The organism is Alkalibacillus haloalkaliphilus (assembly GCF_007991275.1).
In the GTDB taxonomy this organism is placed as follows: Bacteria; Bacillota; Bacilli; order Bacillales; family Alkalibacillaceae; genus Alkalibacillus; species Alkalibacillus haloalkaliphilus.
This window is the reverse complement of sequence record NZ_BJYA01000006.1, coordinates 1-25,082: the sequence shown is the minus strand read 5'-3', so window position 1 is coordinate 25,082 and position 25,082 is coordinate 1. Positions and strand designations below refer to the sequence as shown.

32 protein-coding genes are annotated in these 25,082 nt (G+C 39.1%); 20 read left to right on the top strand and 12 right to left on the bottom strand.

Translation table 11 applies throughout. The features are described from left to right. Positions 1–78 precede the first annotated feature (78 nt). Positions 79–267 carry a hypothetical protein gene (locus AHA02nite_RS06735; protein WP_146815653.1) on the top strand — a complete coding sequence of 63 codons (189 nt, stop codon included), beginning with the start codon at positions 79–81 and terminating at the stop codon, positions 265–267. A gap of 131 nt (positions 268–398) precedes the next feature. Here the strand turns inward: AHA02nite_RS06735 and AHA02nite_RS06730 are convergent, their stop codons facing one another. Then, positions 399–1,367 (bottom strand): SH3 domain-containing protein, encoded by a 969-nt coding sequence (locus AHA02nite_RS06730; protein ID WP_146815651.1) that lies wholly within the window; start codon positions 1,365–1,367, stop codon positions 399–401. A 575-nt stretch (positions 1,368–1,942) separates the two neighbouring features. Between AHA02nite_RS06730 and AHA02nite_RS06725 the strand changes: the two genes are divergently transcribed. The 4 genes from AHA02nite_RS06725 (at position 1,943) to AHA02nite_RS06715 (ending at position 5,642) form a co-directional block, all read left to right on the top strand. Next, a complete protein-coding gene (locus AHA02nite_RS06725; protein ID WP_146815649.1) occupies positions 1,943–3,283 on the top strand; it encodes a cytochrome ubiquinol oxidase subunit I in 1,341 nt (446 codons plus the stop codon). Further along, positions 3,280–4,293, top strand: coding sequence for a cytochrome d ubiquinol oxidase subunit II (locus tag AHA02nite_RS06720; RefSeq protein ID WP_146815647.1), 1,014 nt, complete (start codon positions 3,280–3,282; stop codon positions 4,291–4,293). The genes AHA02nite_RS06725 and AHA02nite_RS06720 overlap by 4 nt, the downstream gene beginning before the upstream one ends. A gap of 18 nt (positions 4,294–4,311) precedes the next feature. Continuing rightward, on the top strand, positions 4,312–4,416 hold the full coding sequence (gene cydS / locus AHA02nite_RS15445) for a cytochrome bd oxidase small subunit CydS (RefSeq protein WP_017185377.1): 105 nt from the start codon (positions 4,312–4,314) through the stop codon (positions 4,414–4,416). Between the two features lie 98 nt (positions 4,417–4,514). Beyond that, on the top strand, positions 4,515–5,642 hold the full coding sequence (locus tag AHA02nite_RS06715; protein ID WP_146815644.1) for a M20 family metallopeptidase: 1,128 nt from the start codon (positions 4,515–4,517) through the stop codon (positions 5,640–5,642). A 683-nt stretch (positions 5,643–6,325) separates the two neighbouring features. On the opposite strand, the gene cydC is transcribed toward AHA02nite_RS06715, so the two are convergent. Next, positions 6,326–8,017 (bottom strand): thiol reductant ABC exporter subunit CydC, encoded by a 1,692-nt coding sequence (cydC, locus tag AHA02nite_RS06710; RefSeq protein ID WP_146815642.1) that lies wholly within the window; start codon positions 8,015–8,017, stop codon positions 6,326–6,328. Further along, positions 8,004–9,725 (bottom strand): thiol reductant ABC exporter subunit CydD, encoded by a 1,722-nt coding sequence (gene cydD, locus AHA02nite_RS06705; protein ID WP_146815640.1) that lies wholly within the window; start codon positions 9,723–9,725, stop codon positions 8,004–8,006. Before cydD ends, cydC begins: the two co-directional genes overlap by 14 nt. 160 nt (positions 9,726–9,885) lie before the next feature. Between cydD and AHA02nite_RS06700 the strand changes: the two genes are divergently transcribed. Beyond that, the gene (locus tag AHA02nite_RS06700) at positions 9,886–10,362 is read left to right on the top strand and encodes a membrane lipoprotein lipid attachment site-containing protein (protein WP_146815638.1); all 477 of its coding nucleotides are present in this window, start codon (positions 9,886–9,888) and stop codon (positions 10,360–10,362) included. Positions 10,363–10,382: 20 nt separating this feature from the next. On the opposite strand, the gene AHA02nite_RS06695 is transcribed toward AHA02nite_RS06700, so the two are convergent. Then, positions 10,383–10,583, bottom strand: coding sequence for a hypothetical protein (locus tag AHA02nite_RS06695; protein WP_146815636.1), 201 nt, complete (start codon positions 10,581–10,583; stop codon positions 10,383–10,385). A gap of 169 nt (positions 10,584–10,752) precedes the next feature. On the opposite strand from AHA02nite_RS06695, the gene AHA02nite_RS06690 reads away from it, so the two are divergent. Then, positions 10,753–11,418 (top strand): hypothetical protein, encoded by a 666-nt coding sequence (locus tag AHA02nite_RS06690; protein ID WP_146815634.1) that lies wholly within the window; start codon positions 10,753–10,755, stop codon positions 11,416–11,418. 12 nt (positions 11,419–11,430) lie between these two features. Then, on the top strand, positions 11,431–12,090 hold the full coding sequence (locus AHA02nite_RS06685; RefSeq protein ID WP_170236007.1) for a hypothetical protein: 660 nt from the start codon (positions 11,431–11,433) through the stop codon (positions 12,088–12,090). 48 nt (positions 12,091–12,138) lie between these two features. Here the strand turns inward: AHA02nite_RS06685 and AHA02nite_RS06680 are convergent, their stop codons facing one another. From AHA02nite_RS06680 to AHA02nite_RS06670, 3 genes are all read right to left on the bottom strand, one after another. Beyond that, a complete protein-coding gene (locus tag AHA02nite_RS06680) occupies positions 12,139–12,324 on the bottom strand; it encodes an H-type small acid-soluble spore protein (RefSeq protein ID WP_146815630.1) in 186 nt (61 codons plus the stop codon). Positions 12,325–12,342: 18 nt separating this feature from the next. Then, positions 12,343–12,534 (bottom strand): H-type small acid-soluble spore protein, encoded by a 192-nt coding sequence (locus AHA02nite_RS06675; RefSeq protein ID WP_146815628.1) that lies wholly within the window; start codon positions 12,532–12,534, stop codon positions 12,343–12,345. Between the two features lie 109 nt (positions 12,535–12,643). Continuing rightward, the gene (locus AHA02nite_RS06670) at positions 12,644–12,988 is read right to left on the bottom strand and encodes a DUF4181 domain-containing protein (protein ID WP_146815626.1); all 345 of its coding nucleotides are present in this window, start codon (positions 12,986–12,988) and stop codon (positions 12,644–12,646) included. A gap of 168 nt (positions 12,989–13,156) precedes the next feature. Between AHA02nite_RS06670 and AHA02nite_RS06665 the strand changes: the two genes are divergently transcribed. From AHA02nite_RS06665 to AHA02nite_RS06655, 3 genes are all read left to right on the top strand, one after another. Continuing rightward, positions 13,157–13,540 carry a hypothetical protein gene (locus AHA02nite_RS06665; RefSeq protein WP_146815624.1) on the top strand — a complete coding sequence of 128 codons (384 nt, stop codon included), beginning with the start codon at positions 13,157–13,159 and terminating at the stop codon, positions 13,538–13,540. Positions 13,541–13,562: 22 nt separating this feature from the next. After that, positions 13,563–14,048: a hypothetical protein gene (locus AHA02nite_RS06660; protein WP_146815623.1), complete on the top strand. Its 486-nt coding sequence runs from the start codon at positions 13,563–13,565 to the stop codon at positions 14,046–14,048. A gap of 78 nt (positions 14,049–14,126) precedes the next feature. After that, positions 14,127–14,681, top strand: a complete 555-nt coding sequence (locus tag AHA02nite_RS06655; protein ID WP_146815621.1) for a hypothetical protein — start codon at positions 14,127–14,129, stop codon at positions 14,679–14,681. Between the two features lie 36 nt (positions 14,682–14,717). Here AHA02nite_RS06655 and AHA02nite_RS06650 read toward each other — a convergent pair whose 3' ends face one another. Continuing rightward, positions 14,718–15,635 carry a YncE family protein gene (locus AHA02nite_RS06650; RefSeq protein WP_146815619.1) on the bottom strand — a complete coding sequence of 306 codons (918 nt, stop codon included), beginning with the start codon at positions 15,633–15,635 and terminating at the stop codon, positions 14,718–14,720. Positions 15,636–15,765: 130 nt separating this feature from the next. Between AHA02nite_RS06650 and AHA02nite_RS06645 the strand changes: the two genes are divergently transcribed. The 8 genes from AHA02nite_RS06645 to AHA02nite_RS15225 all read left to right on the top strand — a co-directional run bounded on the left by AHA02nite_RS06645 (position 15,766) and on the right by AHA02nite_RS15225 (position 20,185). Then, entirely contained in the window at positions 15,766–16,260 is a 495-nt protein-coding gene (locus AHA02nite_RS06645; protein ID WP_146815617.1) for a GNAT family N-acetyltransferase, read from the top strand. Between the two features lies 1 nt (position 16,261). Further along, positions 16,262–16,573 (top strand): hypothetical protein, encoded by a 312-nt coding sequence (locus AHA02nite_RS06640; protein WP_146815615.1) that lies wholly within the window; start codon positions 16,262–16,264, stop codon positions 16,571–16,573. Positions 16,574–16,585: 12 nt separating this feature from the next. Beyond that, positions 16,586–17,497 carry a P1 family peptidase gene (locus AHA02nite_RS06635; RefSeq protein WP_146815613.1) on the top strand — a complete coding sequence of 304 codons (912 nt, stop codon included), beginning with the start codon at positions 16,586–16,588 and terminating at the stop codon, positions 17,495–17,497. 61 nt (positions 17,498–17,558) lie between these two features. Continuing rightward, on the top strand, positions 17,559–17,798 hold the full coding sequence (locus AHA02nite_RS06630; protein WP_146815612.1) for a YkuS family protein: 240 nt from the start codon (positions 17,559–17,561) through the stop codon (positions 17,796–17,798). Positions 17,799–17,918: 120 nt separating this feature from the next. Then, positions 17,919–19,070 (top strand): substrate-binding domain-containing protein, encoded by a 1,152-nt coding sequence (locus AHA02nite_RS06625; protein WP_146815610.1) that lies wholly within the window; start codon positions 17,919–17,921, stop codon positions 19,068–19,070. Positions 19,071–19,116: 46 nt separating this feature from the next. Then, positions 19,117–19,383 carry a hypothetical protein gene (locus AHA02nite_RS06620; protein ID WP_146815608.1) on the top strand — a complete coding sequence of 89 codons (267 nt, stop codon included), beginning with the start codon at positions 19,117–19,119 and terminating at the stop codon, positions 19,381–19,383. Between the two features lie 99 nt (positions 19,384–19,482). Further along, positions 19,483–19,752 carry a hypothetical protein gene (locus AHA02nite_RS06615; protein WP_146815606.1) on the top strand — a complete coding sequence of 90 codons (270 nt, stop codon included), beginning with the start codon at positions 19,483–19,485 and terminating at the stop codon, positions 19,750–19,752. 49 nt (positions 19,753–19,801) lie between these two features. Further along, the gene (locus tag AHA02nite_RS15225) at positions 19,802–20,185 is read left to right on the top strand and encodes a hypothetical protein (protein ID WP_218025404.1); all 384 of its coding nucleotides are present in this window, start codon (positions 19,802–19,804) and stop codon (positions 20,183–20,185) included. A gap of 94 nt (positions 20,186–20,279) precedes the next feature. On the opposite strand, the gene AHA02nite_RS06605 is transcribed toward AHA02nite_RS15225, so the two are convergent. The 4 genes from AHA02nite_RS06605 to AHA02nite_RS06590 form a co-directional block, all read right to left on the bottom strand. Then, positions 20,280–21,035, bottom strand: a complete 756-nt coding sequence (locus AHA02nite_RS06605) for a DUF2087 domain-containing protein (RefSeq protein WP_146815602.1) — start codon at positions 21,033–21,035, stop codon at positions 20,280–20,282. Between the two features lie 122 nt (positions 21,036–21,157). Then, positions 21,158–22,093, bottom strand: coding sequence for a hypothetical protein (locus AHA02nite_RS06600; protein ID WP_146815600.1), 936 nt, complete (start codon positions 22,091–22,093; stop codon positions 21,158–21,160). A gap of 294 nt (positions 22,094–22,387) precedes the next feature. Then, positions 22,388–23,290: a hypothetical protein gene (locus AHA02nite_RS06595; RefSeq protein WP_146815598.1), complete on the bottom strand. Its 903-nt coding sequence runs from the start codon at positions 23,288–23,290 to the stop codon at positions 22,388–22,390. Then, the gene (locus tag AHA02nite_RS06590; RefSeq protein ID WP_146815596.1) at positions 23,283–23,795 is read right to left on the bottom strand and encodes an RNA polymerase sigma factor; all 513 of its coding nucleotides are present in this window, start codon (positions 23,793–23,795) and stop codon (positions 23,283–23,285) included. Before AHA02nite_RS06590 ends, AHA02nite_RS06595 begins: the two co-directional genes overlap by 8 nt. A gap of 202 nt (positions 23,796–23,997) precedes the next feature. On the opposite strand from AHA02nite_RS06590, the gene AHA02nite_RS06585 reads away from it, so the two are divergent. Beyond that, positions 23,998–25,005: a nuclease-related domain-containing protein gene (locus tag AHA02nite_RS06585; RefSeq protein ID WP_146815594.1), complete on the top strand. Its 1,008-nt coding sequence runs from the start codon at positions 23,998–24,000 to the stop codon at positions 25,003–25,005. The last annotated feature ends 77 nt before the right edge of the window (positions 25,006–25,082 follow it).

Below are 25,082 nucleotides of genomic sequence, written 5' to 3'. Positions count from 1 at the left end.
TTTTTTTAGTATTGGAAGGAAAATAATGGGTGTAGAGAGAAGTAGTTTGTAGAGACTAAAGAGAGAATGAGGGGTAAAATGGAAAATTGGATGATTGCGTTACTTATTGCCGTTGGATTTATTGTTTGGATGTCACTTGAGTTTGCGACGGACCAAGATCGTGGCGGTGGACTGAGAGGGTTTTGGAAGTTGTTTAAGCAAAACCTTGTTGTTATGATTCCGTTATTTTTAGTTGGTGGTGTTGTTTACTTTTTATTTTTTAGATAGAGAGGTGAAGTGAATGAAGATGCGAAGGGTTGTGTTATTTTCACTAGGTATCCTAGTAGCACTTTTAATCTTAATTCCGTACTTCGGTAATCCATTAAATTAAGGAAAACGCAGTGATGTCACTGCGTTTTTTAATTGATTTGACCTTGTGAGCTAGCCTCGATAATCCAATTAATCGTATCATCTTCAGTTAGACAAGCTTGGAAAGTGACCCGTTCACCGCCACCAGTGCCCGTAATTCGGTTCCAATAATTTTCACCATCATCAATGCCGATTGCATGGTCATCTACTTGATAGACATGGTCGACAGTGTAACGAAAGGCATTACCATCAGAGTCTGTGATCACAAATTCATTAGCAGTCCAAATGTTGTTAAATACACCTGGGTTGTGTCCGATAAAATGGGTGTTTATTCCGTCAGTGCCACTAAATGTCTCAGCACCACCCCAAGTTGATGCGAATGGACCGCTATCTATAATTTGTTGACCGTTAGCTTGTCCACCATTTTTATACGAAACAGCTTGATCGTGGAAATAGATTGTATTTGGTTCATACTGTGCTTCGTTTGATTGGTTGGCTTCTTTATTGTTGGACGTATCATTATTGTCGGATTGTTCTTCAGTTTGGTCGCGTTCACTGTTGTTTTGTTCATTGTCGTTTGTTTGTTGAGGTTCTTCATAAGGTGTTAAATGAGCGCTTGATGCCCAAAGCTTTTGTTCATCAAATTCGATTAAGTACCACAATTGGTCATTGAGTAACGCTTGAGCTTTAGCGGTCACTTTTTCATATGGTGAAAGTATTGCTTCTACTTCGTAATCTGTAGATGGGCCTTTGCGTAAGTTGAGGCTGATCTCTGACATGTAAGCGCTGTGGTGAGGTTCTTTCGTGTAGGATGTTTCGTCGTGTAGTGTTTCCTCTTCTGAAGGTTCTTGTGATGATTGAAGTTCAATAGCATGTTTCGTTAGTAAAGACTGTTCAATTAATGGGTTAGCCGAACTTGTATATGATGAATCATTCGTATGACTGGTTGGCAAAACGATGAGTGCAATCGTGATCGTTGTAACTATTAAAAGAGCAAAGCTATAAAAATATTTTTTCAAATCAATTCCTCCTTCCATAACATACCATACCATCATTTTACGACAAAATTTTCTATAAAACTACTAAAACGCACAATTTGTTCTTAATTTAGGTTTAAAGTTTTATAGGGTGGCGTTTGTGAGTGTCGAATATTGTTGAATTTGTAGGGTGAAAGGTGGACGTGTTGGAGTAATTACCGAATAGAGTGCGATAGTTACCGAATAACGAGTTTTATTACCGAATAGGGGTCGGTAGTTACCGAATAGTGAGTTTTATTACCGAATAGAGTGCGGTAGTTACCGAATAATCAGTTTTATTACCGAATAGAGTGCGGTAGTTACCGAATAGCAAATTTTATTACCGAATAGAGGGCGATAATTACCGAATACACGTCAATAATTACCGAATAGAAAAGCTGATCCTCTGCGAATCACACCATAAAAAGTCTTTCGTTCACTATTTTGTGAAATCATTCACAAAATCCTCACAATCTAGCCAAAAATCCATCAAGATTTTGACGCTTCAGACCATGTTTTATGGGGTAAAATAGTATTGTAAGGTTTGATAGAGATAGCCCTTGAAGGAGGGGATCGAGATGTTATTGTTTGAAGATCCGGTGTTTTCGAGTCGGATGTTAACACTTCTGACGCTCACGTTCCACGTGATTTTTGCGACGTTAGGTGTTGGACTTCCACTCATGATTATGATTGCACAATGGGTCGGAATTAAGAAAAATGACTTGCATTACATTATGATGGCCCGCCGCTGGGCGAGAGGATTTGTCGTATTAGTTGCAGTAGGTGTTGTGACGGGTACGGCGATTGGTTTACAGCTCGCATTGTTGTGGCCTAATTTTATGGAGTTAGCAGGTCATGTTATTGCACTTCCGCTATTTATGGAAGTTTTCGCGTTTTTCTTTGAAGCTATTTTTCTAGGAATCTATTTATATACATGGGATCGTTTTGAAAATCAGCGTAAGCACTTATTGTTATTAGTACCAGTTGCTGTAGGTGCGACGATGTCTGCGTTTTTCATTACGACTGTTAACGGCTTTATGAATGCACCTGCTGGATTTAATATTGTTGATGGGCAAATGACAGGTGTAAGTCCGATTGAAGCGATGTTTAACGTAGCGACACCGACTAAGGTAGCGCACGTTATTTCTACAGCGTTTATGACAGCTGCATTTGTGTTAGCGGCGATTGCAGCGTACCGTTTAATTCGTGGGTCTAACCACGTTTATCACAAAAAAGCGCTTCATATGACGATGAAGTTAGGTCTCATTTTCGCTGTTGCTACAGCTATCATCGGTGATTTCTCAGGTAAGTATCTTGCTGAGCATCAACCAGAAAAGTTAGCGGCAGCTGAATGGCATTTTGAAACAGAAGAGGAAGCGCCGCTCATTTTATGGGGCATTTTAGATGATGATCAAGAAGTGCGCTATGGGATCGAAATTCCGTATGCGTTAAGTATTTTGGCGCATAATGACCCAACTGCTGAAGTAATTGGCTTAAATGAATATCCAGAAGAAGAGCATCCACCAATGTTTGTCCACTACTTGTTCGACATCATGATTACAATCGGCATGTGGATGATCGCGTTATCACTAGCTTATTGGTTTGCGATGCGAAGAGGATGGAATTTCGTTAAGAAAAATTGGTTCCGCTGGCTCATCGTATTAGGTGGTCCGCTATCGATGTTAGCGATTCAAGCGGGGTGGTGGATGACAGAGTTTGGTCGTCAGCCGTGGATCTTACGTGGTGTTATGACCGTGCAAGAAGCGGCGACGCAAAGTAATTATGTCGGCCATATGTTCTTCTTGTTTGCTGGTTTGTACTTGATTTTAGGAATTGGCGTTGCCGTCGTCTTAAGGAAAGTTTTCAAAAATCATCCAGTTGAAAAAGAACTAGCTGAACAAGGTGGTGATCAGTCATGAGTTATGAGTTAATCGGCATGGTCGTTCTGTGGACGTTCTTGTTCGGCTACGTCATTGTCGCATCGGTCGACTTTGGTGCAGGATTTTTTAACGCGTATAGCTTAATTACTGGTAAACAACACGTATTAACGAAAGTCATTCAAAGGTATCTGTCACCAGTGTGGGAAGTGACTAATGTGTTCTTAGTGTTCTTTTTCGTTGGAATCATTGGGTTCTTCCCATCGACAGCTTACTATTATGGCAGCATTTTGCTCATACCAGTCAGTATCTCAATTATACTGCTGGCGATACGCGGTTCGTATTACGCGTTTGAGACGTACGGTAATAAAGGACACCGAGGCTATGCGTTTATGTATGGCGCGACGGGATTAATTTTACCAGCCTCACTATCAGTCGTGTTGACGATCTCTGAAGGTGGGTTTGTCGACATGACAGATAACGGACCATTCCTAGATTATTGGGCGTTATTTTCAAGTCCTCTAACATGGAGTATTGTCGTTTTAAGTGTGTCAGCTGTTCTTTATATTTCTGCTGTGTTCTTAACGTGGTATGCGAATCGAGCAGGAGATTTTAAAGCAACAAAATTACTACGCCGTTACGCGCTAATTTGGGCATTGCCGACGATTGTGACAGCTGGTGGAATTGTTTATGAGTTACGCTCACACAACCCAGAGCATTTTGAGTCACTCATGAACTTATGGTGGATGTTCGCGATCTCGCTTGTCTTCTTCTTATTTAGTGTTTGGTTCATTTGGAAGAAGAAAAATTATGGTATGGCGTTTCTCTTGTTAATCGGCCAGTTCGCATTTGCCTTTTACGCTTACGGCATATCAAAATACCCGTACTTGTTGTATCCGCACTTAACTGTTTATGATGGTGTAACAAATGATGCGATGGCAATTTCGTTAATTGTCGCTTTCGTTGCAGGATTGTTATTACTCATTCCATCATTGTACTTGTTAATGCGCTTATTCTTATTCGATGACAAGTACGTTTCTGGTAAAAAATAAAGACGGGGTGACTAGAGCATGAGTGATTTTCTAATTTTATACGCACCGTTTATAACGTTAATTGGCGCCATTGCATTAGCCTTTTGGGCAGCGCTAAAAGGTAGTCATATAGATGGAGAGTAAAGAAATCAGCCACTTCTTAATCGGGGTGGCTGATTTTTTCGCTTCGCTAAAGTTAGAAAATTTTGATAAACTATATTGAAACAAGGGAGGAATATGAAGTGAATGCATTACAATATTTAAACGAACATCAAGATCAAATTTTGCGTGATATAGAGTGGATCGTAAAGTGCGAGTCACCGTCAAGGCGAAAGGATTTGTCTGATCAGTGCGCTGATGCGATTTATCAGATGTTTTATGAACGACTCGGTGTATACGGTGAAGCATATGAGCAAGAAGAGACAGGCAAGCATTTAAAGTTTGAAATTGGACGTGGTGACAAGACGGTCGTCATGTTGGCACATTATGATACGGTTTGGGAAGAAGGCGATCTTTCTTATTACATAGAAGGGGACAAGGCGTACGGTCCTGGGACAGTTGATATGAAAGCAGGTATAGTTCAAAGCATGTGGGCGATTAAAGCATTGCAAGAGCTCGATGTTGAACTAGATTATAAAATTAAGTTTTTAGTAACGGCGGATGAAGAGATTAAAAGTCCGACTGGTCAATATCTTATAAAAGATGAAGCAAAAGATGCTGATGTCGTTTTAGTCGTTGAGCCACCAACAGGGTATGAAGGTTTAATCAAAACCGCCCGAAAAGGTGATGCGACCTATGACATTAAAGCAATTGGTGTGGCATCGCATGCAGGTAATGACCCGAAGCCACAAGCGAATGCGATTAATGAACTGGCGCATCAAATTGTGAAATTGGAAAACTTGGCTGATCTTGATAACGGCACGTCGATTAATGTTGGTGTTATTCAGGGCGGAAGCAAACGAAACGTGACAGCAGCAGAAGCCGTGATCGAAGTCGACTGTCGCTTTTCTAAAAAAGAAGAAGCACACCGCATTGATGAAGCAATCCAAGCATTCAAGCCTGTATTGAACGAAACGCAATTAGTCGTTGAAGGCGAAATTGGTCGATACCCAATGGAGCGAACAGAACAAACTGTTGAACTCTATGAAATGGCAAAAGAAGTCGCAATTGACCTTGGGCAGGAGCTTGGTGAAACATTTGCTGGCGGCGTGAGCGATGGCAACTTTACCTCCGCAATGGGCATCCCGACATTAGACGGCCTTGGTGCAATTGGGGATGGCTTGCACGCACCGCATGAACATATTGTGATTAACGAACTACCTAGACGTGGGGCGTTGCTTGCTGGGGTGTTGGAGAAATTGAACAGGTGAATTAATAAAGAAAACGCTTGGATTAAGTTCCAAGCGTTTTTTGATCTGTTTGTTTCGTTGGTATTTAATAAATAAGTATTGTTGTCAGACAAAATAGGGAAAATGCAATAAGATAAAAGTACCCTATAATCTTCCTGTTACTTATTACGTATTCTATGCCAAATGATAAAAGCATAATGGGTACAAGGTAAAAGGTAAGGTTAAAATTGCTATCAAAAATCAGCTTATATGCAAATGATGCTAAAATTAAAATTGCTAAGATTAAATTAAACTTTCGTAACAAAATTCCACTCCTAATACTTTATTTTCCATAATAACACATCATGATTTCATTAGTCTTTTTATTTTTACAATATTTTTTGATCCACAGTGATTTTGTCCGACAATTATGGTTGATTGTCCGACACTAAACTGATTTCGTCCGACATTAAGTCAGTTTTGTCCGACACTAATGCCACTTCGTTCGGCAATAAGTCAACTTTGTCCGACATTAGTGCCACTTCGTCCGACAATTATGATGGCGCGCCATCTGGTATTCGGTAATAAATAACGTTATTCGGTAACTATCAGCGTCTATTCGGTAATAACCCTTCTTATTCGGTAACTATCAGTGTCTATTCGGTAATAAATCTTCTTATTCGGTAATAACCAGCCGCTATTCGGTAACTATCACACCCACCCAATCACAAAGTATCCCTCTCAATCTCTTTCAACTGATAAAAGTAGCCTTTCCGTGCCATCAACTCGTCAAAAGTGCCTTGTTCGACGACTTCTCCGTGGTCCATAACAATGATTTGGTCCATATTTTCAAGTCCACGTAAGTTGTGGCTTACGATGACGAACGTGTCATTCTCTGCATCGCGTAAGATCTCGGTCATGACTTCACGAGCTGTCACTTGATCCAATGAAGAGGTCGGTTCGTCGAGTAGCCAAAGGTTTGCATCACGTAAAAATAGACGAGCGATTGCAAGGCGTTGTTTTTCACCGCCAGATAAGTTGTCGCCTTTTTCGTATACTTCATCAGTTAGTGAAAAATTAGAAAGGCGTGCGCGTTTTAGTGCGTAAGTTAGTTGTTCGTCACTAGCATCTGACAGTAAGTTGTCGCGAATCGTTCCGGCGAAAAATTGCTGGTCTTGCATGACGGTGTTCGTCTGTTGCCATAAGCTTTCGGGTGTCATTTGGCTAATCGCTTGGCTGTTAATATACACTTCGCCACTTGCTTCTTCCAATTTTAAAATTAATTGTAGCAAAGTTGATTTCCCAGAACCACTTGCGCCGACGAAAGCTGTTTTACTACCAGAAGGAATCGATAAATTGACATTTTTCAAAGTCGATCGTGGTTCATCCGGATAAGTGAAGTCGACACCACGAAAGGAAATGTCGATCGCCCCAGCGTCGCCTAAAGGTTGTGTTGGCTCACTAACTGCCTCATCTTCTTTAAAGAAAATTCGATTTGCTGCCTTTTTATTTTCTAGGAAATATTGCGGAAAAGCTGCCATTGGTTGTGTATTTTCAAAAACGGTTAACGTCAGGAGCATGAACATCGCGAGCCACACACCTTCCATTTGGCCGCTTGTAATCAGCCACCCACCGACTGCTAAGACAGCCCAAGCCATCAATAGTCCGATCCAACCATCTAGTACTTGGTTTAACAATTCATGTTTTCTTTCTTTCGTTTGCGCTTGAATTAGGTCATCATTCGCTGTATTAAAAGCCTCACTTTGATCAGCTAACTTCTGGTGAATCTTCAAATCTTGATAACCAAACAGCAATTCAGTCGCTTGTGCTGATAAGTCACTGCGTTTTTCTTGGACGGGTTGCTCGGTCGTTTGACGCACCTTAGCAAACAATGCGGGTAACACGACTGTCGATAATAACAAACCAACGACTAAAAGAAGCGCAATCCAAAAAGAAAAGTATAGCGTGAATAAAACCGTGCTTAAAAAGATGAGCACGAGTACAATTGGCGGATAAAAAATTCTTAAGAAAAAGTTTTGCAGCGACTCAACATCAGAGACGAAACGTGATAATAAGTCACCTGTGCGAAAACGTTGCACTTTTGATGGTGTAAGGTTTTGGAGTTTTTCAAAAAATTGCACGCGAATGTGACTTAACATCGTAAAGGTCGCGCGGTGCGAAAAGTAACGTTCGCTATAACGAGATAATGCACGTGTGAAACCGAGTAGTTTTACGATCGCGATGACGACGGTTAAAGCAGTGATCGGGACACCTAAAGCAGCTTGTGATATTAAATAACCACTGGCAGTAAACAAGCCAACAGCGGCAATTCCGGCGATAAAGCTGAACAAAATCGATAAAACAACATCTCTTTTTTCTTTCATTAATTGTTTAATAACAATGTTAAGACCAGCCATCGCGCTCACCTCCAGCTACATCCCCGATTAAGGATTGGTATGTTGCATTTGACTTACGTAACATGTCGTGTTGACCTGTTCCAACAACTCGCCCTTCATCCATCACGATAATTTGATCGGCTTTTTGAATTGTGTGCATACGATGGGCGACCGTAATGAGAGTTGCGTCTTCAGCTAGTTTTGTAATGGACTCGTTTAACACTTGTTCCGTTTTTAAATCAAGCCCAGTCGTCGGTTCATCAAACAAAATAATAGACGGCTGTTTTAAGAAAGCCCGAGCTAATGCGACACGTTGTTTTTCTCCACCTGAAAGACCGCGTCCACCTTCACCGATCACTGTGTGCAAGCCGTCTTCTAACAAGTCGATTAAAGGTTGTAGTCCAGCTTCTTTGGCAGCATGGTCAATGTCTTCTTTCGTTGCACTGGGCTTACTCATTTGGATGTTGTCATAGATCGTTCCAGAAAAAATGTAAGGATGTTGTGAAATATAGCTTAGTTCGTTAAACCACGCTTGTTCGCCAAGTTGGTCCTGCTCAATATCATTAACGAAAATGTCGCCACTATGAACTGGTAAGAGACGAGCAATTAAGTGAAGTAGAGTCGTTTTACCTGCACCGCTTTTTCCAACGATCGCGACAAAACTTCCTGCTTCAATGGTTGCTGAAACATCTTGAACTGTCTCACTCTCATCGTAAGCAAACGATACTCCGTTTAACTGAATTCGAGGTGGACGTGAAGTTAGTGAAGCCTCACCCCAAGTTAGTTCTTCAACTGGTTCGTTTAATTGTTCTTCAAGCTTTTTGCTAGCAGTTAAGCTTTCACGACCGGAGTGAAAAGCACTACTTAAATCTTTAAGCGCAATGTAAAATTCCGGTGCTAATAACAAGATGAAAAACGCTGTTGCGAATGTAATCGTATCAAAAATAATTAATCCAAGTGCAAGCTCAAGCGCAATCAGCCCCATGCTTAACATCGAAATTAATTCCATCATAAATGCAGAAGTGAACGCGACAGCTAACACACCGAGTGTTGCTTGTCTAAAGTTGATGCTACTGTCCTCTATTCTTGATTTCTCTCGATCTGATTGACCAAAAAGTTTCAAAGTCGTTAACCCTTGTAACGAATCTAAAAACTGTCCAGAAAAAGAGGAGAGTTCATTTAATTGTTCTTCTGATTTATCTTTCGTTTTCATGCCGATGATCGCCATGAATAACGGAATAAATGGTGCAGTTAATAAAATAATGACACCTGACACCCAATTTTGTGTAAAAATGATTGCTAAAATTGCTAGTGGCACAATCGTCGCTTGAATCATCTTCGGAATGTATTGGCTAAAGTAGCTGTCTGTTTGTTCAACGACGTTAATCAGTTGAGTCACTTTTTCCCCAGAACGCCCTTGTGAAGATAAGTCGACTGGCTGCTTCGTAAAATGACTTAACACACGGTTGCGAAGCTTTTTCTTCGCTTGATTAGCTGCGTGCAAACCAATTACGCCGTTTAAGTAGTTCATCCCTGCACGTAACGAGATGACGAACAATAACAGTCCTAAGCTAGGTAAAATGGCTGAGAAAGAAGCATTACTTAAAAATATCGCTTCTATAATTGAGACGATTAAGTACGCTTGTGCAATGATCGTAAGTGCCATAACAATGCTTACGATACTTAACTGAATATAAGTTTGTCGTTTAATTAAAGGTTTTAATAGCATAGCAAATGTCCTTTCATCCTTCTAACACTATTTTACGCTTTTATCAGTCTTTTTTTAATTGAAACGATGTAAGAAGTCGATGAAATTTTATTGAACCTTGTTAGAATTGTTGCAAAATCGTTTATAATGGTAAGTAGAAGAATGAAGGAAGGGGACGAGCATGAAAAAAATAATAGTATTATTAGTTGCAATGTTAGTGCTTGCAGCGTGTCAAAATAATGGTGAAGAAGATGCAGGTGCGATCGAACAGCCGGAAAATTTAGATGAAGCATTAGTCGACTTCCAAGACGGTGACCCGACGGATGAAGAGTCATACTTAGGTGCTTGGTTAACTTACCAGTCGGATGAAGAATCTTACGAGATTTTAAGAATTGAAGAAGAGGACGGCGAGTATCACTTCAATTATAATGAAGTCGGTTCAGAAGGAAGGCTACTCCAAGACATAATCGGTGTGTTAGATGAGTTTGAAGACGGTTATGGGCTATTTGAATATGATTCAGACAGATTTGGCAGTAGTGGTCAATTTGAACTTTTCTTAGAAGAAGATGGGATTCATTTAGTACAGGCAATCAATTTAGAGAATCGTGATGAGACAGCTGAGCATGAGTTATTTTTTGATAAGAAATTAGAGAGATAAAATGTTAAGGAGGATATGGATTATTCATATCCTCCTTTTTCATGGTTGTTTTGCTCTTCTTGTTTTCTTCTTCGAAATGAATCCCACAATATAATTGTAATTGCTAGTAGAACTAATACTAATGCGATGAACAGAGTGACAGGGTGCCCGTAAAGACGGTTGATTACAGCCATAATCGCGGTTAGTAATATTAAAATAAACATCCAGACGTTTTTATTCATAATATCACCTCAAGTTTATGCTACTAGTTTCCCCTATCTAATCTAATTTTATAAGCCTAGCTATATATCTGCAATTAGTGAGCACAGAAGTTCAAAAATATTTTGATTTTTCATTTTTTAACTTGTAAAATTATAGCAAGTTATACATATACATGGGGGATTGGTTTTAATGGGTGAAGTGGAATTATTACGTCTTGTTTTATTATTATTTGTTGTTGTAGCAGGGTTACTCATTGCACGGTTTTATGACAAATGGTGGGCGACACCGATTGTTACAGTCAGCTTATATTTTGGTGTTTCAGTTTTTTATCAGTTATTTGTACCTGGTACGGTGAGATTTTTTGGTTTTGAAGCGGTCATTTTCTTAACTATTATATCAGTTGTTCTTGATGTGGCTTTAGATCGCTTTTGGAAGTACAAACTCTATCCGATCGCATTAACTATTATTCTAGTGTTATTAGGTAGTACATTAATTTATTTAGAACAATCTAAACATACTACGATGGAGCAATTGATGGCTGAAGAAGTAGGTGATGATTTTGAAATTGACAGACTTGATATACGCAAACCGTTACAACAAGAAAGTGTGTCAATTGACGATGAAGATGTGCTCGATGAATGGAAAGCATCTTTAAATGAACTTGAATTAAAAAGTCAAGAAGGTTGGCCAAGAGTTAGTTATCTTTTAGAATTTTATATTGATGGAAATCGTCATTCTATGGAGTTGGATGAACATGGAAGCATCTACGTTGATGGTCAAAACTATTACATTTTTAACGATGAGGAAGTGATCGACTTAGTAGAGGATGATTCACTTGACTGGTCGGAGGATTAGGGGAGTTCGCGTGTGTTAATAAGTATGTTTGTAGTTGTTCTTGCAGTGTTATTATCAGTGTTGGCTTCGTTTAATTTTAAAGGTTGGACGGCTCCAGTATTTACGTTTGTTACGTATGTCGGATTCCACCTAATAGCTGATTTGTATAGGTATGGTGTGACGAGTTTGTTTGAAACAATTGCAGCTAATTGGTTGCACATCATTGTTTTAATGATCTTTGCAACCGCCATTAGATACGCTGTCACAGCCTTTGAAGAAAGACGAACAAAAGTCTTTTACATCTTCGGGATGGTCTGCCTATTAGCGGTATTCGACCTAATTGCACAAGCGCAAACAACGACGTTCGGAGAGGTTGTTGAAGAAGAGTTAGGTCCTGATTTATTAGAAATAACGATTTTAGGAGAACAATCAAGTGATGATATAGTCATTGATGATGAAGAACTGATTGATGAATTTTTAAACGACTATCGTGATATGACACTTCGTGGTGGTGTGCTAACTATGATGAGGGCTGAGAATTCAGTTAGGTTACAGGCGAGAAGCAATGGAGGAAGAACTCTTATAATGGTCGATGAACATGGAATTCGCTTAAGTCTTGATACATACCGAGTAGAAGACGATAATGGGCTATATGAATATTTAAATGAGATTATTGAAGAAGAGCAAGAATAAAGCACCTTCTAAAATTGAAGGTGCTTGTACGACTCGGTGATTTTTTTTTTAGTCGTCTTTTTCAACAAGTTGGCCGACTTCTACATCGAATTGTTTTCCGGGGTCGTTAAGCGAATATACTCTTGCTTTTCCTGAGTTTTCGTCGACGTCCTGTATGTAAATACGTTCGCCATTATACTGCACATCTTTCATGTCACGGGATTGAGAAATTTCTTTTGCTCTTTTTTGATCCATATAATTCCTCCTAAGTATTTAGTGAGTAGGTTCTTCTTCGACTAACTGTTCAACTTCGACTTCTTGTTTGTCATCGATGTCTGTTAGTGGGGAAATGGTTGCCTTGTTTTCACCATGGTGAATGTCTTGGATGAAAACGGGTTGTCCTTGATAGCTGACATTAATTAATGTCGGTGATTCGTAAATCTCTTGTGCTCGGTTAACCTCCATCCATTTACCTCCTTATAAATTTTTCCTCTAATAGCGTTGCTCAATGTAGGGAAGATTATACATTTTAATTTGAAATTAAAATAAATAGTTAATAAAAAAATGCTCTCTATTAATGAAAATAATAGAAAGCAGTGACAACAAAGGCTAACGTGGATAAAGTTAACGCATAGACGTTAGATTGTTTTAAATACCGCCACTCTAAATAAGCACCAGCTCCTATGGTGATGGTTCCACCAAAAATAAGGATGTATGCTAAGTGCATGAATATTCCTTCAAACCCAATCGTTAAGTACAACAATAAAGCAAAGACGATCGCCAACGAAGTGATGATGTGCATAAATTTTCTTCCTTCAGTTTGATTCAGTTTATGCTCATCTTCATTAAAGAAAATATGGTGTAAAATCCCGTGCACAACTCCTTGTAATACGAGAAAAAGTGATAAGGTCATTCCCATGCTTGAACACTCCGAACTTAATAAGTATGTTTTTATTATCTTACCACAAAAATGTCATGATTTTGAATAGTTGGAACCTTTCAGTTATGGATTGTTTTATCTGTTAAAATTAGAGAAAATAGTAGAAACGTAGTTGAGTGATAAAATGATTAAGAAAGAGGATGCAGCATGAGATTAAAATGGACGTGGATTGCTTTAATTGTTGTCGTTGTTTTATTTGCCGTCACGACGATGTCTAGTGATGAAGAAGTAGAGGAAATGATCGTTGATACTGGAGAAGAACAGTATACGATCTCTGGTGAGGATAGTTTAGAACGCTTTTTAGGTTATTGGGGTGAAATTGAGTGGGGTGATCATACGATGCCGAATATGGAGCGTACACAAGATGTCACCGTAACCCATGTTTTAAGTGATTCTGAAGAAGAGCTGGATTATGTCATTTGGTTCCATGATGATGGCTCTGCCACAATCGTTAGTCCGAAAGCCGGTGAAGGAATTGGCGAGTGGGATGAAGAATTTGGCATGTTAGTCGAAACAGAATTGCTAGATTAGGTCAAAAAGAAAGGATTTTTAAATGCGGTATACGATCTATCAAGTAATCGTTTTAGCAGGTTTAGTACTTTTAGCTTTTGTAACAGAGCAACTCGAAGCTGTTGGTGTAAGCGATGGTTCTGGAATTTTCTTATATATTATAGGTTTACTAGCCTATATGGCCATTGTAGTTGGTTGTTTCAGTTTGATCTTTTATTGGCAGACGAAGAAAAGTGAGACATTTTTAATTCACCCGATTTGGGAAAAGATGCCTGTCATTATATCGATTGTCTTTTTCTTATCGGCAGTCTTTTTAATATTTCTAATGGAATTCGGCGGTTATGAACTTGTTTCTGAATACCGCGGCTTAATGTATTTATTAATCTATTACTTTATCTTTATTTTAAATGTAATGGTTGTCGCAATGGTTTATAAGACTAGTCGGAGTGAGTTAACGAAAAGACAAATTATTGAACGAAGTGGTATATTGACAGTCGGTGTGTTGGCTGTTATTTGGTTTGTTATTTAAAGAGAAAACTTATTAGTTAATATTGAGAAGTTTTGAAAATATAGATCACTTTAAGTAATATAGTGCTTTGAATAGAGGGTGGTCAAAATTAAGAAAGTTATTTTATTATTCGTTATCATGTTAATCGCTGCCGGTTGTACAAATAGTGGTGATTATAGCAAAGCAGAAGAAGAATTACAAAACATATTCGGGGACGATTTATCTATTATGGAGACAGAAGGATATACGTTAATCGATGCACATGTGCGTTACGATTCGCAAGGTGACCAAGTCGATGAAGCACGTCTCATTTATTCAGATATACCGCGAGTTGGTGATTTAGCTGCGAGTGAAGAAGAAATTGAAAGTAAAGAAGAACGAGACCGACTCGAATATTTATACGGACCTTATGAAGGTGAAGAAAAAATAAGAGTAGCGGTTAGTTATTTTGATGAAGTGACAGCACCTTATTTAGACCCGAACGAAAGCTTTGAAGTAATATCGGTCGGCGAACATGACGCTTATGTTAACCAAACTACAGATAGAATACAAATTTATATTCCTGTAGATGATTGGTTATATGAAGTTGTCTCCAGTGAAGCAAATGTTTCTGAAGATGAGTTGTTAACTTATATGGAAATGGTCGTCAATTAAATAGAGAAAAGAAAAAGCTTGGGAACCCCAAGCTTTTTAACGTTCTAGATATGCAATTCCATCAGGGTGTACGCCGACATCAATGCGCTCTTCTTCTTTTAATGTTTCCATATTAATAATTGATACGTCGTTTGTTTTGTTGTTGGCAACATATGCGAAACTGCCTGAATCGTTAAAGACGATTCCACCAGCCCAACGACCAACTGGGATTCGTTTAATTTCCCAAGGGCGAACTTGGTTGTTAACTTTTTGTTCAGTTTGAATGACTGAAACATCATGCGAATAACGATTAGCTATTAAAGCATATTCCCCATTCGGTGAGAAGACTAACCTTACTGGTAACTCACCAACACGTCGTTTAAATAAAGTCTCATAATTAGAGCTGTCTAACACGTATAGCGTATTGTCTTCTTGGTTCGCAACATAAATGTGCTCGCCATTCGGATGAACCGCTAAACCTTCTGGGCCACGACCGACAGGGAAGTGGTTTACCACTTCTTCTGACTCGACATCAACTTCTGTCACGTTATGACTGCCGATATTGGGAACGTAAACAGTATTACCATCTGGTGAGAAAGAAATCATATGTGACTTATCTTGATATGTTGGGAAAACGTTCTCGACTTCATCAGTTTCTGTATTAATGACGAAAATTTTACTGCAAAACGTACTTGCGAGAAATAGCTTCTTCCCATCTTTCGTTAGATCAACACCATGTGGGAATGCAAATTCAGGGTGCTCGATCGTTTTAACGATTTCAAAAGAATCGTTATCCATAATATCGACAGCGTTTCCTAATGAACAGGCGATATATGTCTTTTTGCCATCTTTACTGACTACTACTTCGTGTGGGTTATGAGATGTTGGAATCGTTTTAATAGACTCTTGCTTGTCTAAGTCGACAATAGATAGCGTGTCCTCATCTTTGTTAAGGACGATTAAATATTTAGACATGGTAACTCCTCCTATGTACTAACACTAAAAATATTTTAACATTTTGAAAGTTTAAAAAGAAAGAATATTGTTCCGAATTTCGAAATTTCATATATTATGTTATACTGTCAGAAAAAGGAGGATGATCAAGATGGACGCTGTTATTAGACCGTTAGAACAAAGTGACATCCGGGCTGTGCAACAAGTAGCGCAAGAAAGTTGGCATCATACATATGAAGGGGTTATTCCCCGACATATTCAAGATACATTTTTAACTGAAGCGTATAGTGACTTGAATATGCAGCGCCGTCTTGATCGTGGTGGCGTATGGGTAGCAGAAAACCAAGATGGAATCGTTGGTTTCGCCAATTTAACTCCTATTAACGATCACAATGAAGCAGAATTAGTAGCGATTTATATACTACCAGACCATATTGGATTTGGGATTGGGACGAAACTCCTACAAAGTGGTGTAAGCGAGTTAAAAGGTTTACAAAGGTTATATGTAGAAGTTGAAAAAGAGAATGAAGTTGGTTTGAAGTTTTATGAAGCTAAAGGGTTTAATGTTCTAAAAGAGTATGACGATGTTTTTGCAGGGCATACGTTAAAGACGTTACAAATGGTGAAGGATTATGAGGAGGTTTAGTATGAGCTTAACGGTTCGAGCGGTACTTGAGTTCTTGCGATTGGCTGTAATCTTCTTCTTTATAGGTGGTGTGTTGTCATATATGTTTATTAACATTTATGGCGCGGTTGGGATCGAAAGCAGTACACTTGTTGGAGTTGGCGTTATGTTAGTCGTTTTTGTCCTTTACCGTAATCGTTTGCAGTTTAGTGGTTGGTATAACGGTAAGCAAAGAAAGCGTCTGTCGACATCAACAACACGCTGGTTAGTAGCTGGAAGTTTTGTATTGATTTTATCACCAATTATTCGTGAAATGGTTACGTTAATCGTTTAAGGGGGAAAACGGATGACGATCACTAATGTACCAGGTGTGAAAGTTGGCCATAAGCAAAATGAATTAGCAAGAACTGGGTGTACGGTTATTTTAACTGAAGACGGGGCGACGTGTGGTGTCGATGTGCGTGGGTCTGCACCAGGAACGCGTGAGACGGATTTACTTGATCCGGTTAATTTAGTTGAGCAAGTTCATGCGATTAGCCTTGCTGGTGGCAGTGCTTATGGGTTGGATGCAGCATCTGGAGTGATGCAATTTTTAGAGGAAAAAGGTGTCGGCATGGACGTTGGAGTAGCGAAAGTGCCGATCGTACCGAGTGCGATTTTGTTTGATTTGGCTGTAGGGGACGCCAATGTAAGACCAGACCAACAGATGGGATATGAAGCTGCCAAAGTCGCAAGTCACTCACCTGTTAAACAAGGAGCATTCGGTGCAGGTTGTGGTGCGACAGTTGGTAAAGTTGCTGGCTTTGAAGCGGCCAGTAAAGGTGGATTAGGTAGTGCGTCGGTCGAACTTGATAATGGCCTTGTCGTCGGTGCTATTGTGGCAGTGAATGCTGTTGGTGATGTATGTGATTCTGTGACCGGTGAAATATTAGCCGGTGCGCGTAACTTAGAGACAGGTGAATTTTTAAATAGTGCTCAAATGATGCGCAAGCAAGCTGAAGTAGATGGGATTGCTGGAACGAACACGACAATTGGTGCTGTTGCAGTCAATGCGAAATTAACGAAAGCAGAAGCGAAGAAAATCGCCCAAATGACGCAAAACGCACTTGGCCGAACGATCTCGCCAGCACATACGATGTATGATGGTGATACGATTTTTGCTTTAGCAACTGGTAAAGAACATGCTTCTGTTGATTTAATTGGTCAGTTGGCAACTGAAGTGATGGAAGAAGCGATCCAGAATGCTGTTGGAAAATAAATGAATAAAAAGTAGCCTTACGTTTTACAATAAGAACGGTCATAAAACGGAGGTGAATGAAATGGCTCGTATTGCAGTAGAAAATAACATGTCAGACCTACAACACGCGCTTGCTCAAGCTGGGCATGATGTCATTCAATTAGAAGGTGAACAAGTGCCAGATTGCGATTGTTGCTGTGTTTCAGGACAAGACAATAACATGATGGGAATGAGCGACAAAGCAACAAACGCACCCGTCATTAACTGTAACGGCATGTCGACAGATGAAGTGGTTGAAGCTGTGAATAGTAAAGTGCATTAAAGTAAGGTGAAGAGCTGCCGATGGGAGGCAGTTCTTTTTTGTTTATAAAAGGAGTCAGTCTATTCACAAAACTTACAACAAATGGTATTGTGGAGGTAATTGTAAAAAGGAGGTAGGCGATTGAGGAAGGTTAGCGAATTAATTGCCTTTATTTTTCTTATTGGTTTCATAGGTCTTATTATGGCAATTGCAGTTTTTCTATTGACGTTTGATATGGCTATTGTTGTTTTTGTAGCGATTGTTACGATTGGGTCGATCGTACTTAAAGGAATACATATATTTAATCTATTAAGCTCGAACATAATGAAGAAAACAGTGTGGACGTTTTATAGTCTTTGCGGTGCTATAGTGATCGGTTTTGTTATTTATAGTGGGTACATGGAGTCTTTACAAGTCGTAAGCACTCAAGATGTTAACTTACAGCATTATGAACCTTTTTCAAACGAGTCAGAACTAGTGACATTAGACGAAGAGCCGACGTTTCAAATAGACGAATCGCCTCCTCGCTTAGACGGTGCAACAGCCTTGTATCCCGTTTATGCAGCTTTTGCTGAAGCGGTTTATCCAGAGGACAATTATAACCCGTATGAGAGTGAAGTCCGTTCATCACAAACAGACGGAGCATTTAGACACTTTGCTAGAGGAGAAGCAGATGTGATTTTTACAGCTGAACCGTCTACGACACAGAAAAGAATGATAGAAGATATGGATCAGGATTATCAAATGACACCAATCGGAAAAGAATCATTCGTCTTTTTCACACACGCAGATAACCCGGTTGAGACGTTAACGGTTGAAGAAATTCAAGGTATATATAGTGGGGAAATTACGAATTGGTCAGAAGTTGGAGGAGATGATCAAGAGATTAAAGCTTTCCAACGACCAGAAGGAAGTGGCAGTCAATCAGCGATGGTGCGCTTCATGGCCGGCCATTCATTAATGGATCCACCTTCAGATGAAGTTGTGTCAGGTATGGGCGGTGTGATTGAAGAAACTGAAGAATATCATAATCACAGATATGCTATTGGATATACTTTTCGATACTTTGCTACTGAAATGGTCGACCGAGGCAAGATCGATTTTATTGGAATAGACGGTGTGTACCCTGACCAACAATCAATTCGAGATGGCAGCTATCCAGTTTCTGATGTGTTTTATGCTATATATTCAGAAGATGAACACGAGAAAGTAGAGCCATTTGTTGAATGGATTTTGTCTGAGCAAGGTCAAAGAATTATTGATGAGACAGGATATGCGTCGGTTGAGGAGTGAACGTGCAAAGTAAAATAACTAGCAAATATGAGAAAGGATGAAGTAAATGTTAGGGCTTGTTGGGGTAATCTCTTTTATTGTAATACTATTAATCGTCATTGTTTTTTTCATTTTCAACGCTGTTGACTTTATAGATCCAACTCCAATTCAAATCCAACTTTTCGGTATTCATGTAACACTTATTGGAGGAATATTGTTAATTTCAACCTTCATAGGCACAGGTTTCTTAACTATGATGTTAGGCTTAGCACTTGGTGTATATGGCAGTTTTAAAAGTAGTGATTCAGGTCATGAAGCGGAACAGGCCAAATAGTAATTAAGGGAGTTACTGTAAGTTTGGCAAGAAGGGAACTGAAATCGAATTGACAGCTTTTTAGTTCAATAGAGGAAGTTAAAACAAGGGGGGATAAAAATGACTAGTGAGAATGTAGAAATTAACCAAACCATTAAAGTTGTTTATGGAATCGTGGTCACTATTTTGTTGTTGTTGGCGGCGAGTATGATCTTAAGTGATTATGGAACGAGTGATACAGGCCTTTTATTAATAATAGTTTTCCTTTTTATAAGGGGTGTGTATAAATTTTACCAGTCTTTATTAGAAAAAAATAAGAAGTCGATTATTTTCGAGATTGTATTTGTGTTAGTTGTGTCTGTAATGTTAATTAATATATTTTTATTATAATACATCTGGTTGATCTCGAACGTGCGGTAAAAGTGAAGCGGGGTGAATTATGAAAGTCTTATTTATTTTATTATCCGGATTGCAAGTGCCTTTTCTTATTATGTATTCAGATTACTATGCCCGATTTATTGGTGAAATTGAATGGATACAATACGAACACTATTTGAGCCTATTTTATATAGGATTTGCCGCTCTGCTTGGAATCATAAGTAGTCGAATTCCGTTTGGGTGGTTTATCTCTATTGGTTTAGTGAGCATAGTATCGCAAGTTGTATTAGCAGGGATTCTGATAGATGCTGATCATAATTATTATTTCAAACCGTTTACAAGCACTATGCTTATTACGATTACAGCTACAGTTTACTTTCTTATTCAGTGGCTTGTACGCTTTCTGTGTAACTTAATGAATACATTAACGAGAAATAGAAACTAACTGAGGTTTGTAGAAAAATAGTGTTATGCAGTCCTTCCATCAAAAAGGGGCTTAGATAAGATTCTAAGTCCCTTTTTGATTTGGTTTATATGTCCTATTTAATGTTGTATTCTTTGCCGTCACGACTGCGTTCCATAAAGCCGTATTCAATTAAGTAACGGCGCAGTGTCACATGATCATCATATATTTGCTTTAACACTTGGTTCACTTCAAACTCGTTGTACGTTTGGTCACGATCAAATTTTGTAGCGATTTGTTGCAAAATAATGATCTTGCGTTTTTCCTTACTTGGGAATTGTTTGAGTGGCTGGTCTAACCCTTTATCAAAATAAGTTTTCAATACTTTTTCTTTTTCCTCTTGAGTAATGGCATAACGTTCATCCACCATCGTCGCCCCCTTATGAATAGTGATAAATGAATTGGAATCGTCTTGTTCCTTGTCTAGTAACTCCATAATTGCTAGAAAGACTCGTGCTTGTTTTTCTTTTTCTTTAAGCTTGAAGCGGTGATGTCGGATTGTCGATGTATTTTTAGCTTCAATCTGTTTGGCGATTTCTTTATCAGACAGCCCTGATTTGAAGTGTTGTAAGATATCTTGTTGTAGTTCGGTTAAACCTGTGTATTTTTTATCGAGTGAAGTGAGGTGCTGAAACATAGAGCCGTGCTCGGTTATGATGTGTTTTTCAGCTGCTTTTCTCGCTTCGAACAATGTGTCTTCGATGGGATATATAACCCCGTTTTCAAACGTCTTCTCACAGATGAGGCAAGTGTATGTATCGTAATCTTGGTTGTAGGTGTAGCCTTTCATTAACTCTTCAACTAAAGCATTCCAAAATTGGTTGTTAGTCATATTATAAACATCCTTTTAATTTGTTTGTTTATTTATAAACATAATACATTTAAGTTTTAGTGAAGTCAAACAGTTTTGAGTTTTGTTTGCAAAAAAAGATGAATGGCCTGAGCCACTCACTTTTACAAGTATCCAAAGTTACGTAATATTTTATAGCGATCGACAGCAAGTATACCTTGCCACTGTCTTCTAGCTACTGCAAATTCTTGATTAAAGCCTTCCCAGTTCCATGAAATATCCCAAATGCCTTCGTTAGTCATTTCATTAATATAAAGTTCGATATTTTTTTCTACTAAATCACCTAAGTGATTACAAAGTGGATGCTCTGGGTGAGTTATATAGTTTAGAGGTAAAGTTTGATAACCTTCACCCCAACTAGCTGGGTCCTGATCAATGCTTTGTTCAGCCAATTGCATTATTTTTTCTGAGACGTCATGCAATTGATCATTAATGACATGGTTAAACGTTTGTTCAAAAGGTCTCATAAGTTTAATGCATTGTTGAAAGTTTTGAATTTCATGTGTATCCATTTGAGATGCTGTCATAAGATGTTCTACTGCTAATTTAATGGTTTGCCAACCTATTTGAGCGCTTTTAGAATCTTGTGGTGACCAGTGAATCAGCATCGCGGAGAGTTCTACGCTTGGATTGAACTGCCAAAATTGCTGTGCGCCTTCTTGCCATTTCCACCAAAATGCATGTGGGTGATCGTTGTTTTTAGGTGTGACTGACGGCCACATGCCAGGTTCGATTTGAGGAAGGTTAGTTAAATATTGGGTTAAAGCTTGGATCAGTTTTTCGTTTGGATGAGCATCTACTTCGATTAAAATTTGCCCCGCAGCCCAAGTCGCCATCGGTGTTGAATGAGGGTTCCAAAAGTCAGGCTCAAGTCCATGGCCAAAACCACCATCTTCATTTTGAAAAGCAGAGAGACAATCTAGGACATTTTCTTTTGAACCATCTCTGAAGTGATACTCCCATCTTGCTAGTTCTAATGGACGTGCATTTCTTTTCATCCAAGCATCAGTTTTTTGAAAAGTTTCTTTAGAAATATTCATCATTAACTCCTTTTGAAAAATGTCTTTTTTATAAGCTTCGACATTTTATGTTGGTAATCCTTTTTAATGTTGGGTGAGAGGTGGGTCAAAATTGTCGGACGGAGCGGAGTTAATGTCGAACACACGGCCAAAATTGTCGGACGGAGTGGAGTTAATGTCGGACGCGGTGGCATAATTGTCGGACAAGGGGTCAAAATTGTCGGACGGAGAGGAGTTAATGTCGGACACACGGCCAAAATTGCCGGACCCAAACAAAAAAGCTTAGAATGGGCTTTCCCCACTCTAAGCTTTAATTTAAATTACCCATTCTTCATTTACAATTGCAACAAGTTTCCATTCGCCAGCGTCGTTTTCTTCGTAGACAAGGTTGATTGAACCATAGTCCATATCATCTGAACCTTCAACGTGGTACTCAACGACGTGGGCTTCTGGGAAGTATTCTTGGATGTTGTTTTCCATCATGCTTCGGTTTTCAAATTCGTCAACTAGTCTTTCATCTGGGTTCGTGTAGTCATGTTGGTATACATACTGTTCATGATATTCCATTGGCGTTAGCTCAATGTCATAGCCACTACCGTCTTCTGTACCCCATACATAAACTGTCTCATCAGTTTCAAAGTTAGCGACTTCTTCCGCTGTGAAAATTAAATCGTCTTCACTTACGTTAATATATGGTGAGAATAGTAGACCTTGCTCTTCATGAACGAAATCTGCTACTGCACTATAATCCTCATTCGCTAAATGCTCTATAATATTTTCAGATTGCTCTGTGACAATTGTTTCAGAGTCCTGTTCAGCTTCCTCAGTTTCTGCTTCCTCAGATTCATCGCGAGCTTCGTCTTCCTCGGACTCTTCACGAGCTTCTTCATCTCCCGCAGTACCTTCCTCTTCACGATCTTCAAATGTCGAAGCTTCACCATCAAAATCATCCGACTCTTGAGTTGTCATCGGTTCGTCAGCGTGATCGTCATCTCCCATAAAGCTAATTCCGATAAACGCGATTAAAAATACTGCCGCAGCCGTCGTCACTCCTACAGCTATGCGTCGCATGAAAATCCTCCTATTGTCTTTTTTGTCATAATGTTCAGCTGTTTTTATGAGTTCAGCATGCATGCTTTCAATTTGCTCATCAGTCATTTCGTGCTTAGGGAGAGATTTCAATTGTTTTTCAAGATTTTTATCATTAAATTCACTCATTTTGAAATCCTCCTTGGACTTCTCCAAGCGCTTTTAGGGCCCGTGAGTAAGTGGTTCTCACTTTTTGGTTTGACCAATTTAATACAGATGCAGTCTCGGAGACGTTTAGTTCTTTAATAGCTCGTAAAATGATCACTTCACGATAATTCGACTTAAGCGAGTTAATCGCTCGGTATAGTTGTTGTTTTTCTTCATCTTCTTGTACAATCGCATCAGGTGTGACATGATGCCCAACATTGTATGCTTCATCTAAATCTACATTTTGATCCATACCGCGGCGTTTGTTCTTGCGGATATCGTCAATCGCGACATTGCGCGCAATACTAAATAGCCACGTTTTTGGACTGGATTTGCCATCAAATTTGTCCAACCCTTTAATAGCCTTAATGAACACTTCTTGAACGAGGTCTTCAGGGTCACGCTTACCTGTATAGTAAACTAAAAAGTTATATACATCATGATTGTATTGGTAAAACCAGTCGGAAACGATTTCTTTTCTAGACATGTCTATTGCCTCCGATTCCTTGATTCATAACATTAGACGACAAAGTTTCGCGTTTGTGTCACATAAAAATAAAAAGAATTGGCTATTAAACCAATTCCCTTTTTCTAAGGATGTTATTCGTTGAAGTGAAAGTTAGGCAAAAGGTCCACCATATTTACTTGTAAAATTGTACCATAAAATGTGATATAATATTTGTTGAGAATTGAATAGGAGAGTGATTATTTTGATTGTAAAAGAGCACGAAATTCCTGCTAAACTATTAAAACTAGCAGCTGCTCATAAACGGCTTTTTGAGCATCACCCAGATTATCGCCAAGTTGAATCAGAACTTTACCGCGAACGATCCGGCTACGCAGGAGAACTCCGCGTCGATTATCCACTTAGCAAGATCGACTTTCCACACTTCATTTTGCACGACCTTCGCTTACGCCTTTTCCAAAACTACTTTCAAATGGATACTTTATTGTTGACTGAGCGGTTCGCACTCATTTTAGAAGTGAAAAACTTTACGGGCATCATCTCGATTAATCCGACTTTTAATCAATTGATTCAAACAGTCGACGGGGAAACCCACACATACAACGACCCCGTCATCCAAGTCGAAGAACAAAAACAACAGCAACTTCAGTGGCTCGGCTTTTCAAGTATTCACAAATTGCCAATCGAAACCTTAGTCGTCATGGCCAACCCGAAAGCCACCCTCGACATAACTTCAGAAAAACACCGCGAACACATCATCCCAATCTCACAACTGACCCAAAAAATTCGTGACATATCACAAAAATACCACGAGCCAGTCATGCCAGTAGACGCCACATCCCGACTCGCCCACAAAATGAAAGACCACCACAACTTCAAAAATTACAACATCGAGAAAAATTTCCGAATCCACTTTGACGATTACAAACGAGGCATCTTTTGCCCCAACTGCAAGACAAGCATTATGATCCGTCTTAGGCGTAGATGGCATTGCCGCCGCTGTAAATTCAGAAGCCACGACGCACATGTGGATTCCTTTAAAGATTTTTATCTATTAAAAGGGGAAGAGATTACGAATAGGGACGTGAGAGATTTTTTGAGGGTGGATTCTGATAATCTAGCGAAGTACTTCTTACAACAACAAAACTTTGAAACTAAAGGTAATACAATAGGAAGAAAATATCTTATGAAATATGATATGCAGAAGGACTTTGACTATTTGCTTAAATAAGTGCCGGATAGGGCTTGATAGTTACCGAATAGAAGAAATAACTACCGAATGGGGTGCGATAGTTACCGAATAGAAGG